The organism is Prosthecobacter fluviatilis (assembly GCF_055388355.1).
Genome location: NZ_AP043782.1, coordinates 5,116,181 through 5,128,677, shown reverse-complemented (window position 1 = coordinate 5,128,677; position 12,497 = coordinate 5,116,181). Strand labels below are relative to the sequence as shown.

General features: G+C 61.1%; 10 protein-coding genes. 6 read left to right on the top strand and 4 right to left on the bottom strand.

The features are described from left to right. Nucleotides 1-39: 39 nt before the first annotated feature. Together ACZ5WW_RS20075 and ACZ5WW_RS20070 are read right to left on the bottom strand one after the other, a co-directional pair. Nucleotides 40-750 carry an RNA polymerase sigma factor gene (locus ACZ5WW_RS20075; RefSeq protein WP_377162179.1) on the bottom strand — a complete coding sequence of 237 codons (711 nt, stop codon included), beginning with the start codon at nt 748-750 and terminating at the stop codon, nt 40-42. 226 nt (nt 751-976) lie between these two features. Continuing rightward, entirely contained in the window at nt 977-1,450 is a 474-nt protein-coding gene (locus ACZ5WW_RS20070; protein WP_377162177.1) for a methylated-DNA--[protein]-cysteine S-methyltransferase, read from the bottom strand. Nucleotides 1,451-1,621: 171 nt separating this feature from the next. On the opposite strand from ACZ5WW_RS20070, the gene ACZ5WW_RS20065 reads away from it, so the two are divergent. From ACZ5WW_RS20065 to ACZ5WW_RS20055, 3 genes are all read left to right on the top strand, one after another. Then, nucleotides 1,622-3,085 (top strand): AlkA N-terminal domain-containing protein, encoded by a 1,464-nt coding sequence (locus ACZ5WW_RS20065; RefSeq protein ID WP_377162175.1) that lies wholly within the window; start codon nt 1,622-1,624, stop codon nt 3,083-3,085. A 229-nt stretch (nt 3,086-3,314) separates the two neighbouring features. Further along, complete coding sequence (locus ACZ5WW_RS20060; protein ID WP_377162173.1) at nt 3,315-4,133, top strand: helix-turn-helix transcriptional regulator; 819 nt, start codon at nt 3,315-3,317, stop codon at nt 4,131-4,133. A 229-nt stretch (nt 4,134-4,362) separates the two neighbouring features. Beyond that, the gene (locus ACZ5WW_RS20055; RefSeq protein ID WP_377162171.1) at nt 4,363-5,589 is read left to right on the top strand and encodes a Gfo/Idh/MocA family protein; all 1,227 of its coding nucleotides are present in this window, start codon (nt 4,363-4,365) and stop codon (nt 5,587-5,589) included. Between the two features lie 138 nt (nt 5,590-5,727). Here ACZ5WW_RS20055 and ACZ5WW_RS20050 read toward each other — a convergent pair whose 3' ends face one another. Further along, complete coding sequence (locus ACZ5WW_RS20050; RefSeq protein ID WP_377162169.1) at nt 5,728-6,810, bottom strand: Gfo/Idh/MocA family protein; 1,083 nt, start codon at nt 6,808-6,810, stop codon at nt 5,728-5,730. A gap of 211 nt (nt 6,811-7,021) precedes the next feature. On the opposite strand from ACZ5WW_RS20050, the gene ACZ5WW_RS20045 reads away from it, so the two are divergent. Then, nucleotides 7,022-7,513: a GNAT family N-acetyltransferase gene (locus tag ACZ5WW_RS20045; RefSeq protein ID WP_377162167.1), complete on the top strand. Its 492-nt coding sequence runs from the start codon at nt 7,022-7,024 to the stop codon at nt 7,511-7,513. 166 nt (nt 7,514-7,679) lie between these two features. On the opposite strand, the gene ACZ5WW_RS20040 is transcribed toward ACZ5WW_RS20045, so the two are convergent. After that, on the bottom strand, nt 7,680-9,458 hold the full coding sequence (locus ACZ5WW_RS20040; protein WP_464694181.1) for a CocE/NonD family hydrolase: 1,779 nt from the start codon (nt 9,456-9,458) through the stop codon (nt 7,680-7,682). Nucleotides 9,459-9,662: 204 nt separating this feature from the next. Between ACZ5WW_RS20040 and ACZ5WW_RS20035 the strand changes: the two genes are divergently transcribed. Both ACZ5WW_RS20035 and ACZ5WW_RS20030 read left to right on the top strand, forming a co-directional pair. Beyond that, nucleotides 9,663-11,117, top strand: a complete 1,455-nt coding sequence (locus tag ACZ5WW_RS20035; protein WP_377162163.1) for a cytochrome c — start codon at nt 9,663-9,665, stop codon at nt 11,115-11,117. A gap of 11 nt (nt 11,118-11,128) precedes the next feature. Next, nucleotides 11,129-12,451, top strand: coding sequence for a c-type cytochrome (locus tag ACZ5WW_RS20030; protein ID WP_377162161.1), 1,323 nt, complete (start codon nt 11,129-11,131; stop codon nt 12,449-12,451). Nucleotides 12,452-12,497 lie beyond the last annotated feature (46 nt).

The window sequence follows — 12,497 nt, the reverse complement described above, 5'->3', positions numbered from 1 at the left end:
TGTACCTTGAGGTTGCGCCGTCAAAAGTTACAGCGTCATCTAACCATGCACAGTGCAAAGATAGCGCAGCTCATCCTCCACATCCTGGTCTTCATCCAGCGTCTGGGAGATCTCCTGCCGCAGCAGTTCGCGGAAGCGTTTGCGCAGGCGGTGCACTGCCACCTTTACAGCCCCCTCACTCGTGCCCAGCCTGCGTGCCGTCTCGGCGTGAGATGCAGCTTCGTCCCCCATCAGCCAGGGACGCAGCGCTTCAAACTGTGCCTTCCGTTCATTTGAATGCTCTGCTGCGAGCGCAGCCACAGCGCGGTTCATCACGGCCACCGCCCATTCCCGGTCAAACACCTTCGTCATCAGCGCCGCCTTGGGATCATCAATGGCGATTTCACCCGAGTCTTCAGCGTCCAGGGACTCATGTTCCACACCACCACCGCGCTTCTCCCTGCGCGCACGCTGCAGCAATCCGCTGACAAAATATTTCACCGCGCCCAGAAGATAGCTGCGGAATTTCCCGCGCTCTGGCTCAAGCTTTGGAAAACCCCGCTGCAGCAGGTGTGCAAAAAACGAATGCGCATGATCGCGCGCCACATCCTCGTCAAAACCGCTCCGCCTCAGGAAGACAAACACGGGCTTGTAGTAGGCGGCGCAGAGATCACTCAGGGCTGCCCTGCCTTCCGGCGAGGCCTCGTTCGCACGCAGCACCAGCGTCCAGCGTGTGGACATGAAACTGCCGGAGGCTTGAGCGGGTTGCATGCGGTTCTTGTCAATACCTTGGCGATGTGACCGCCAAGGTTACACTGGAAACTTCAAGATCGTGCAAATCCGTTTCTCGGACAGGCCGGCGGGAGATCGCCCTCTCGCTGATGTCCCCGTCAGTCATAAAGGCTGACTCCGCTAGCAAATGGCAGGTCCAACGTCCTCGATGACCACAACCGCAGCTCAACGCTAAAGTGGGCGTGCAGAGGGCCATGATGAAGCGCTATTCCAGCGACAGTTCCCTCGCCTCCAGCTTCAGCAAAAACGCCTTTGCCTCCATCCCGCCAGCAAAGCCCGTCAGCTTCCCGTTCGAGCCGATTACACGGTGACAAGGCGTAATGATCGAGATCGGATTCCTCCCGTTCGCAGCCCCGACCGCACGCACCGCATTGGGATTCCCGATCTGCTCCGCCACCTGGGCATAGCTGCGTGTCTCTCCAAAGGGGATCGTCAGCAGCGCCGCCCACACCTGTTTCTGAAACTCAGTCCCCTCAAAGTCCACCTCCAGCGAAAATTTCTCCAGCCGTCCTTCGAAGTAATCTCTCAGCTGTCGCTCCGCCTCCACCAGCACCGGGTGCTCTGCATTCTCCTGCAGCGTCCCCAGCCGCACGCGCTTCGGGTCATCATCCTCCCACAGCACCGCAGCCAGACCACGGTCGCTGGCCACCAGCGTGAGCTTCCCCACCGGCGAAGGCATGGTTTTGCAATAGTAGTGTAAAGATGTCGGGATATTTTTCATGAGACAAAGATGACCTGCCTTGGCATCAGACGCTGGCCGTTTTAGGACATGAAAATAAAATAACTCCATGTCCGAAAACGGCCAGTCAGCGTAGCTCTCTGACTCTAGCATGCACCATCTCCGACTGCCATGAACCTCATTGATGACGATGCTGCCTACAGCGCCCTGAAGTCCCACGATCCGCGTTTTGACGGCGTCTTCTACGTCGGCGTCACCTCCACCGGCATCTACTGCAGGCCCGTCTGCCCGGCCCGAGTGCCCAGGCGTGAAAACTGCCGCTTCTTCACCAGTGCCAGCGCCGCGGAAAAAGCCTCCTTTCGCCCCTGCCTGCGCTGCCGTCCGGAGCTGGCCCCCGGCCATGCGCCGATGGATGAGGCGCACCGACTCGCAGACCTGATCGTACAGCGCATGGACGAAGGTCTTGCCGACGAAGGCGCGGGATTGGAAGAAATCGCCGCGCATTTCAGCCTCAGCTCACGCCAGCTCCGCCGCATCGTGCAGCAGGAGCTCGGAGTCTCTCCCATCGAGCTCATCCAGACGCGCCGCCTCCTCCTGGCCAAGCAGCTCCTCACCGACACCAGGCTCCCGGTCATCGAGATCGCTTTTGCCAGCGGTTTCTCCAGCCTGCGCCGGTTCAATGACGCCTTCAGCACGCACTACCGCATGCCGCCCACCAGCCTTCGTCGGGAGGCCGCCACGCATCCGGCAAAACTACACGCCTCCGACACATCCACCCTTCAGCTCGGCTACCGTCCGCCTTACGACTGGGAGTCCATGCTGCGCTTCCTCGCCGGGCGCGCTATTCGCGAGGTCGAGTTCGTCTCCGACAGCACCTACTCCCGCACCATACGCCTCGGCAGCCACACCGGCTGGATCAAAGTCTCCCAGGCCCTGGACAGGAATGCCCTCCAGGTGGAGTTCAGCCATTCGCTTATCTCCGTCCTCCCTGCGTTGCTCGGCCGCCTGCGCCATGTGTTCGATCTCACCGCCCGGCCCGACGTCATCTCCGACCACCTCATGCAGGATCCCAGGCTCAAAAAGGCAGTCGTGCAAAAACCCGGCCTGCGCGTGCCGGGCGCGTTCGACGGCTTCGAGATGGCCGTACGCGCCATCCTTGGCCAGCAAATCACCGTGCAGGCCGCCACCAAAATCGCCTGCCGCTATGCCGAAGCCTTCGGTGAGGAAATCGAGACACCTTTTGCCGAACTCACACGGCTGACACCGCTGGCCGCACAGGTGGCCCACGCCAGCCCCGATGACATCGCCCACCTCGGCATCATCCGCACCCGCGCTGCATGCATTCTTGCGCTGGCTCAGGCCTTCCACTCAGGGGCTCTCCAGCTCGAACCCGGCGCTGATCCGGAGCATGCCGTCGCACGTCTGGTGGCACTTCCGGGCATCGGTCCGTGGACCGCGCATTACATCGCCATGCGTGCTCTCCGCTGGCCGGATGCCTTTCCCAAAGAAGACATCGTGGTCCGCAACAATCTAGGCGGCGTCAGCGCCAGGCGTGCCGAAGAGATGTCCCAGCCCTGGCGACCCTGGCGTGCCTATGCGGTGATGCATCTGTGGAACAGCCCGGCTGCCAGATAGCCCGCCGACCGTCTGCGCACGCAGCTCTGGCAGCAGGCCGCCCGCTCAAAAATGGCACACTTTGGGCAAGAAACAGCCGGCTCTAATGGAAACCACTATGCCAAAATTGCGGTGCTTCACAGGGTCATCTTGCGGTGGTTCATGACGGCACGTACCGTATCGGCTGACAATATCGCAAATCCCGCATGAGGGCATCATAGCAGCCGTGAACACAAAACACGAACGCGCTATGAACCACACCATCGCACCCACCACTCCCCGTCAGCGTTTCATTCAGAACCTTGCCGAAAGCGAGCTCTTCCAGCATTACCAGAAAGCCTTTCACACCCTGACCAGCCTGCCCCTCGGTTTGGAGGCATCCAAAGAAGACGAGCACATCGAAAGCATCGTCACCCGCAAAGGCGTGGCTGGTGTGGTGGAAACCCAGGTCCCGGTGCGTGTGGGGAAAAACACCATCGCCGTCCTGCTCACCGGCGGCGTGCGCCTCCAGCCTGCCAATGCAGACACCTTTGCCCCCGTGGCCAAGGCTCTCCTGGATGACGGGCACTCCGCCCCGGAAATCCGTGGTGCCAAGGTTCACTTTGAGCACGCCCCCATCATGGAGCCCGCTCGCTATGAAGCAGCCCTCGCCATCCTTCAGTCTTTTGCGCTCCAGCTTGGCGAAAGCGCGCACCGCATGCTGTTTGCCACCGCCACACATGAACCCGAGGCCGTGCGCAACGCCAAAACCTTCATCCACGCCCATCTGGCAGAACCGATGTCTCTCGAAGCCGTCGCCAGCGCTGTGAACGTGAGCCCCTTCCACTTCTGCAAGCTCTTCAAACGCGCCACCGGCCTGACCTTTACCGACTTCGTCAACCGTGCCCGCGTCGAAAAGGCCAAGCGCATGCTCATGAAGCCTGCCGCACGCATCACCGAAGTGGCCTACGACGTCGGCTTCCAGAGCCTCTCTCACTTCAACCGCAGCTTCCGCCGCATCGCGGATGAATCCCCCACGGAATTCCGCAGCCGCATGAAGCACAGCGGGCCCGCACTGATGGCCGCCTAAAATTTGTCGCCATGCGCACCGCACCGCGGTGTTTCGACGACAGCAGCCCCGGAGAGGACGCCTGAGCGCGTTGGGCCATCCTTTCCGGGGTTTTTTGTGCCCGGATGCCACCCCCGCTCTGCGTTTCATCATGCCGCAGATGCACTTGACCCCCCGCCCCCTCTGCGCACACTCGCCGTTCACTCTTCCCAACCCTGAACCGAGAACCTAGAACCCCGAAAACTTGTTTATGAGCCGGAAAATTCGTTATGGCATGATCGGCGGCGGACGCGGCGCCTTCATTGGCGGCGTCCATCGCATTGCAGCATCGATCGATCAGCAGATTGAGCTCGTCTGCGGCGCTTTTTCCTCCGACCCCCAGCGCTCCAAGGACAGCGGCGCTGATTTCTTCCTGCCCGCCGAGCGCTGCTACGCCAACTACGAAGAAATGATCCGCACGGAAGCCGCCCTTCCGGCCGACAAACGCATGGACTTCGTCTCCATCGTCACCCCGAACCACCTGCACTTCCCTGCTGCCAAAGCTGCGCTGGAAGCCGGATTCCACGTCCTCTCAGACAAGCCCGCCACCTTCAACCTCGCCCAGGCCAAGGAACTGGCGGGCATCGTCAAGGCCACCGGCAAACTCTACGGAGTCACTTACAACTACACCGGCTATCCGCTTATGCGACAGGCCCGCCAGATGATCGAAGAGGGCAAGCTCGGCGAAATCCGCAAAGTCGTGGTGGAATACCCTCAGGGCTGGCTGGCCACCATGCTGGAAAACACCGGCCAGAAGCAGGCCGCCTGGCGCGTCGATCCCGCCATCTGCGGCGCCGCCGGCTGCATGGGAGACATCGGCACCCACGCCATCAATCTCGCCGAATACGTCACCGGCCTCCACATCAAGGAATTGGCCGCTGACCTCACCATCTTCCTGGCCAAGGAAGGCCGCCGCCTGGAGGATGACGGCAACGTGCTCCTGCGCTTCACCAACGGTGCCAAGGGCGTGCTGCACTCCAGCCAGATCAGCATCGGTTGTGAAAACAACCTCAGCCTCCGCGTCTATGGCTCCCTGGGCGGCATCGAGTGGTCCCAGTTGGATCCCAACACCATGATCGTCACCTCCCTCGACAAGCCGAAGCAGATCTACCGCACCGGCCTCGGCTACCTCGGCAGCGCCGCTGGGGCTGCCACCCGCACCCCTTCCGGCCATCCTGAAGGTTACCTGGAAGGCTTTGCCAACATCTACCGCAACTTCGCCAACCACGTGCGTGCCGTCATCAACGGCACCACCCCCAACCCGCTGGACATGGACTACCCCACCATCGAGGAAGGCGTGGCAGGCATGGCCTTCATCGAAGCCGTCGTCGCCTCCTCCGCCAACAACGCCGCCTGGACTCCCCTGGACTACACGCCGACCACACGCGCGAAGTATGGCGATGCCACGCTGGCCAGCGACCGCGGCGGCCTGTCCTAAAACGCACGGAAAAATCTTTGAGCGATGCCAGCGCTGCTGGCATCGCTTTTTTGTGCCTCCGGCAGCCACGTTTGCAAAACAAAACGGGGAGAACAAGCCTGTGCCCGTTCTCCCCGCATCGTTGAATCAACCACCTAATCAGATCTTCACCGGCTTGCCTGTCTTGGCGGAGGCATACACGGCATCGATCACCTGCATCAGGCGCAGGGCCTGTTCCGGGGTGTTCAGCGCAGGAGCCTTGCCTTCGATGGCATGGATGAAGTTCGCGGCGGAGCCGATTCGGCCCATGTCCTCGCAGGCCGGCACCGTGATGCTGCGGTTCACGCTGTTGCCGTTTTCCTGCACGTAGAGTTCGCAGCTGTCGATAGCGGTGTTGTCCAGGCCGTCGATGCCGAAGAGGCGCTCCACCTTGCCGCCAGCCTTGGTACCCTGGAAGACGACGGACACTTCCTCGCGCTTGATCATCTCAGCCCACGAGACCTGAAGGCTGAGCACCTGGCCTGTCTTGAACATCACAAAACCATGCGCCGCATTTTCCACATCCGTCGTGCCACCCACCTTGTCGGGGATTCCCCAAGGGCCTTTGAACTGCTTGTCGTGGATGAAGTCCTTGAAGGTCTGCCCCATCACATAGGCCGGCTCGGGGTAGCCCATGAAGTACATGGCCAGATCCACCATGTGCAGCAGGTCGATGAGCGCGCCGCCACCGGCCAGCGCCTTGGTGGTGAACCAGCCGCCAAAACCGGGGATGCCCGTGCGGCGGATCCACTTCGCCTGCGCGGAGTTGATCCTGCCCGCCACGCCATCATTGATGTACTTCATCATCGCCTGGGATTCAGGACGCGCACGGTTGTTGAAGTTGAAGAGCACCTTCTTGCCCGCCTTCTTGGCAGCGGCGATGATCTCCTGTACTTCCTTCGCGTTCAGCGCCGGAGGCTTTTCGGAAAAAACGTGCTTGCCGGCCTTCAGGCACTGGATGGCCAGCGGCTTGTGAAACTTGTTCGGCACGATGACGCTCACCGCCTGGATCTCAGGGCTGCCCTTCAGCATCGCCTCCACGGACTCGTACGATTTGGCGACGCCATATTTCTCCGCCGCCTTGGCGGCTGCTCCGGGAGCCGCATCCGCCACGGCCACGATCTCCGCGCCAGCCTGGCGGAACCCCGCCGCGTGATACTGCAACATGCCGCCTGCTCCGATGACTCCGACTTTGATACCCATAATAAATGTGTTCGTTAAGTGATTGGTGAATTTTTTTACCCGAAGGCGCGAGAATGGAGATTCCCTGCCTCAGAGTCAAGGTTTGAAAACACTGCCGCATTCCGGCACGCACCGCCCTTACAAACCCCTGCCGCCCCCCGTTCGTCATTCTGATTTAGACATTCGTCATTTGGACGCTTTCATTCGCTTCATCCTTTCTGCTTCCTGCCCCATGCCTGCCACCCTACGTCCCGCCACCGTTGAAGACCTCCCGGCTATCAACGCCATTTACAATCACTACGTCGAGCACAGCACCTGCACCTACCAGACCGTGCCCAGCACCGCTCAGGAGCGGCAGGACTGGTTTGACGCCCACGGACCGGAGCACCCCGTCATCGTCGCCGAAGAAAACGACACGATCATCGGCTGGGGCTCCCTCAGCCGCTTCCACCCGCGCCAGGCCTACTGCCACAGCGTGGAAGACTCCGTGTACCTGCATCATGAACATCAGGGCAAAGGCATCGGCAGCCTCATCCTTGGCGAACTCATCGTGCTCGCCAAAAAAATCGGCCACCACACCGTCCTCGGCGGCATCGATGCCGATCAGGCCGGCAGTATCGCCCTGCACGCCAAATTCGGCTTCGTCAAAGTCTCCCACCTCAAGGAAGTCGGCCACAAGCATGGGCGCTGGCTCGATGTGCTCTGGATGCAGAAAATGCTGTAGCCAAGTTCTACGGCGGCGGCGCAACTGGATCGGGAAAGCTCCGCTTCACGAAAGCACACACCAGGGTCCGCGGCCCGTGCCCATGCTTCGCGGCCCCTCCTTCAGCAAGCCCGCAGGGGTCTCCCCAGCTCAGTTGCACGCGCCTGTACGCCTCTCTCCCTGCCTGCTATTCAGCATCTGCCGTCTTCCCCACCACCGGCACAATCAGCCGCGACGGATGCTCCGCATCGCAATAAATGCGGTTCGTCTGCTTCACCTTCTCACCTTCCTCACTCCACGGCTCTCCTGTGCCCGGATTCACATCAAAGCGCGGGAAATTGCTGGAGGTGATCATCACACGCACCCGATGGCCGGTGTTGAAGATGAGGCTGGTGGACCAGCAGTCCACGGTGACTTCCTCGATCTGCCCGGGCGTCAGCACCTCCGGCTTCTCCCGCGACTTGCGGTAGCGCAGGCGCTGGATGCCCTCGGTGATGAGCATGCTGCGTCCGTCGGGATACACATCGCAGATTCGCACGGAGAGGTCGGTGTCCGCCGCGCTGGATGAGATGAAGATCTTGGCCCAGACACGTCCGGTCACCTCCACAGGCTTGTCCAGCGGCTCGCTGGTGAAGACCACCGCATCGTCACGCCCCTCCACCTTGCGCTGATCCATGGGCCCACGCGCGATGGTGAGATTCTGGCCTCCGATCGTGGGGCAGGGATTCGTGGGGTCAAAAGTGTACTCGTGGAAGGAGCCCGCCTGCTCCGGAGCCTGCAGCGCTACCTTCTTCTCGGCGGTCAGATACACAGGCGTCTCCTTGGCGGGGATCGGCCAGTCGTTCGCGTAGCGCCATTCATTTCCAGGCGCTCCTGGCGTGCTCGTGTCTCCCATCACGTAATAGGCCACGGCAGGCTCCTTCTCCACGCCGTTGTGAACGCCGCCCAAATAATGCTCAAACCAGCGAACAGGGTCATACTTGGCGGGCACACGATTCGCATCTGGAAACGTAAGCTCACCGGCCGGCATCTTGCCAATCGCATGCTGCCATGGCCCCATGATGAGTTTCTGTGTCCCCTTGGAGCCCTCCCCGCCCTGGTGCTGCCGGCCGATGAACTGGTCGATCGTCCCCTGCGCAAACATGTCAAACCACCCGCCCACATTCACCGCAGGCACATTCATCAAGGCAAAGCGTGTGTGTGTGTCATTCGCGCGCCAGTAGTCATCGTAGGAAGGATGGGCTCGGTGGATGGCAAGAGCCTTGGGATCAAACTTGTTGCCTGCAGTCCAGTTCTCCACATCTGCTTTGCGAAAGGCGCTGCCGATGTAGCTCGCGTCTGAATACATGTCCGTGGGAGCCACCAGAATGTACTGCGCCTTCAGCCCCACAGGCGCTGCGCCCGCCAGAAGATTCTGCGTGATGCCGCCGGCCGAACCTCCAATGGTGGCGATGCTGCCGTTGCACCACGGCTGCTTTTTGATCCACTCGATCGTGTCCACACCATCCTGATGCTGCCCCCATCCGCAGCCGATGAAAGGCAGGTTTTCCCCCTCGGACTCATAGCGCCCGCGCATGTCCTGGTTCACAAACGCATAGCCCGCCCTGGCAAAACCCGGCGCGCTTTCGTTGTGCTTCACGCGGTTGTACGGCGTCCTTGCAAGGATCACCGGAAAAGGTCCCGAACCGGGCGGCAGGCAGATGTCCGTCGCCAGCCGGACACCATCTCGCATCGCGATCTTTTCCGTCTTCATTTCCACCGGCCGTGTCGCATCGGCCACCTGCTTCAGCCAGGCTTCAGTGGACACGGTTTGGTCCGCGGCAGCAGCACCGGAAAGCATTCCCTCGATCTGCCTCGCCCACTGTTCACCGTACGTCCTCTTCACATGCTCCACCGCCTGCACCTGCTCCGTGGTGGACAGCACGCCGTCCCGGTCTCCGTCCGCCTTCGGAAAGAGGGCCCTCATTTTTGCGGCCAGCGCATCGTCCCCTGACGCAGGGAAAGCGACGAGGGACAACAAGGCGCTAAAAAAAAGGAGGAAATGTTTCATGGAGAAAATCACATCCGCTGTGTGTCTCAGAGCAACGGCTGATATGACAATGACCGGCAAAAAATGCTGCTGCGGCATTTCGCCACATTTTCAATGTCCCGCCAGCGACGATGGCATGGCATGGATTTCCCATCTTTTTACATGGACCACCTCGCCGGAGGCCGGCTCATCATCGGTCTCATTGCCAGTCTGCACGTGCTCATCAATCACCCCCTGGCCGTCGGCGCCTATCCTCTCCTCACATGGATGGAATGGTGGGCTCATAAAAACAACCGGCCGGATATCGACCGCCTCGCCTACCGCATCACCTTCATCGTTTTCATTGTCACCACGACGGTGGGCGCGATGACGGGCGTGGGCATCTGGCTTTCCACCTCTCTCTTCGCCCCCTTTGCCATCGGTTCGCTGCTTCGCGTTTTTTTCTGGGGCTGGTTCATGGAGTGGCTCGTCTTCATCAGCGAGGTCGTCCTCATCTGCTGGTGGTTCCTGAGCTGGAAGAAGGCGGACACGCCGGAGAAAAAACGCAAACACATCAGGATCGGCCTGGCGCTCAGCATCATGTCCTGGCTCACGATGGCTCTCATCGTGGCCGTGCTCGGCTTCATGATGAAACCCGGGGAGTGGAGCCAGACCCGCACCTTCCTGGATGCGATGACCAATCCGCTCTACGCACCCCAGCTCGGCTTCCGCACCTTCATTGCGCTGATGATGGGCGCGGTGTTCGTGTGGTTTGCGACCTTCTTTTTCACAAGACAAAAAAGTGGCCTTGACCACGAGCCCCGCCGTCTGCGCAGCTGGGTGGTCTACCGCATGTCACATGTGGTGCTGGTCAGCCTGCTGGCCACCTACCTCTTCGGCACCTGGTACTGGGGCCGCATACCTGAGACCATGAAGGCCAACAGCTCCGTGGCGCTCCTCACCCAGGAGTTCATGAGCTGGCACGGCCAGTTTCAGACACTTCTCGGCTGGACCATCCTGGTATTTGCCGCCATCGGCCTCGGTGGTCTGGGCAGCAGTTTTCTCATCCCGCGCTGGGCCCTGCTCATCCCCAGCTTCATGGGCATCTGGCTGCTCGGGCACTTTGAGCGTGCACGCGAGTTCATGCGCAAGCCCTGGGTCATCGGCGAGTACATGTACTCCAATGGCGTGCACAAGGACGAGCTCGCCTTCCTCCAAAGCGAAGGCATGCTCAAACATGCCACCTATGTGAAGCACCGGGAGGTCACTGCGGCCAACAAGGTGGAGTGCGGCCAGGACGTCTTCATGCTTGCCTGCTCCCGCTGCCACAGCACCACCGGCCTCAACAGCGTGCTGGACAAGTTCTCCGCCATGTACGGCACGGACAAGTCTTGGGACAGCGCCGGCATGGCCCTCTTCATCAAAGGCATGCACCAGACCCGCACCTTCATGCCCCCCTTCCCCGGCACAGACCAGGAGGCCGAGGCTCTCGTCGCCTACATCCAGCAGCTCCGCCAGAAGCCTGAACCCCTCCACGGCGTGCAGACCACCGGACTCACCGTCGCCCTTCCCGCCCCGGCCCCGCTGAAGACCGCCGAGGCCCAGGCCCGGAACTGATTTTCCACACCATGCACTCCTTCCTCGCCACCACCCCAGTCCCGCGTGATCTCCCTCTGCCGCTGCCAGTGCCAGAGTGGCTGCTCGTCGGCTGTCTCGTCATCTTTTTCCTCGTCCACATTCTCTTCGTCAATCTCATGGTCGGCGGCTCCATGCTCGTTGTCGTCCTGGAGTGGCTGGGGCTGAAGGACAGACGCTGGGATGCCCTGGCGCATGAGATCGCCCAGACCATAACGGTCAACAAAAGCCTCGCCGTCGTCATGGGCATCGGCCCCCTGCTCTGCATCAATCTGCTTTACACCATGCAGTGGTATTCCGCCAACGCCCTCACCGGCCACGCCTGGCTGCTCATTGTGCCCCTCGTCATCGCCGCCTTCCTGCTCACCTACCTGCACAAGTACACCTGGGACACATGGACCACCAGTGGCAGAAAGACGCTTCACCGGCTTGTCGGCATCACTGCCGCGCTGCTCTTCCTCTTCATCCCGCTCATCTTCCTTTCCAATGTGAACCTCATGCTGTTCCCCTCCGAGTGGGAGAAGGTGAAAGGCTTCCTCTCCAGCCTCAGCATCGGCAATGTGCTTCCTCGTTACCTGCATTTCATGGCCGCCAGCCTCGCCATGACCGGTCTCTTCCTTGCCGGATGGTTCGGCCGTGCAGGCTCCGACCTCACACATCTGAAAGGCTTCACACGCCCTGAGCTGCGCCGTTTCTTCTACAAAGTGTGCGCGCATGTCACACTCGCTCAGTTTGTGCTGGGGCCGCTGCTGCTCTTCACGCTGCCTTCCGTGGGTGTCACCGCTCAGGTTTATGTGATCATCTTCACCGGAGCGGCCCTCGGCCTGCTGACACTGCGGGTGCTCTTCGGCGAGCTGAAGCGAACGGATGCCACCATCGGCAGCCGCTACTGGCTCATTGTTTTCCTCTTCTCCTTCGTCGTGCTCGGCATGGGCAGCGGACGCCACGTCTACCGCGAGGCTGCCCTGGCCTCGCACAAGGCCGCGATCAAGGAGCACACACAAAGCTACCACACTGCACTGGAGGATTTTAACAAGGCGCATGCCGCCATGCCTCAGGCTGGCGAACTGAGTGCGGAGCAGCTCTTCATGAACTGCGCTGCCTGCCATGCGCCCAATGTCAGGCTCGTCGGTCCGCCCCTCACAGAGATTGCGCAGATTTATGCGGGCAATCCTGGCGGCATCGTCACCTGGGCGAAAGCTCCCGGCAAAAAACGCCCCGAAATGCCCCAGATGCCCCCGATGGCCCATCTCGGTGAGTCCAGTCTTCTCAAGATCGCCAACCTGATGCTGCAGAAAGGTGCCGCCGCCAAGTGAGCTGCTCCCGCCCAGGCTGTGCAGCAGCAAAGTGCCGCGCCTGTTG

Excerpts from the sequence above, each read along its gene's own strand:
- ACZ5WW_RS20050 (WP_377162169.1), bottom strand. The coding sequence starts at position 6,810 with ATGGGTATCAAAGTCGGAGTCATCGGAGCAGGCGGCATGTTGCAGTAT.
- ACZ5WW_RS20045 (WP_377162167.1), top strand. The coding sequence starts at position 7,022 with ATGCCTGCCACCCTACGTCCCGCCACCGTTGAAGACCTCCCGGCTATC.
- ACZ5WW_RS20065 (WP_377162175.1), top strand. The coding sequence starts at position 1,622 with ATGAACCTCATTGATGACGATGCTGCCTACAGCGCCCTGAAGTCCCAC.
- ACZ5WW_RS20030 (WP_377162161.1), top strand. The coding sequence starts at position 11,129 with ATGCACTCCTTCCTCGCCACCACCCCAGTCCCGCGTGATCTCCCTCTG.
- ACZ5WW_RS20060 (WP_377162173.1), top strand. The coding sequence starts at position 3,315 with ATGAACCACACCATCGCACCCACCACTCCCCGTCAGCGTTTCATTCAG.
- ACZ5WW_RS20055 (WP_377162171.1), top strand. The coding sequence starts at position 4,363 with ATGAGCCGGAAAATTCGTTATGGCATGATCGGCGGCGGACGCGGCGCC.
- ACZ5WW_RS20070 (WP_377162177.1), bottom strand. The coding sequence starts at position 1,450 with ATGCCTTCGCCGGTGGGGAAGCTCACGCTGGTGGCCAGCGACCGTGGT.
- ACZ5WW_RS20040 (WP_464694181.1), bottom strand. The coding sequence starts at position 9,458 with ATGAGGGCCCTCTTTCCGAAGGCGGACGGAGACCGGGACGGCGTGCTG.
- ACZ5WW_RS20035 (WP_377162163.1), top strand. The coding sequence starts at position 9,663 with ATGGATTTCCCATCTTTTTACATGGACCACCTCGCCGGAGGCCGGCTC.
- ACZ5WW_RS20075 (WP_377162179.1), bottom strand. The coding sequence starts at position 750 with ATGCAACCCGCTCAAGCCTCCGGCAGTTTCATGTCCACACGCTGGACG.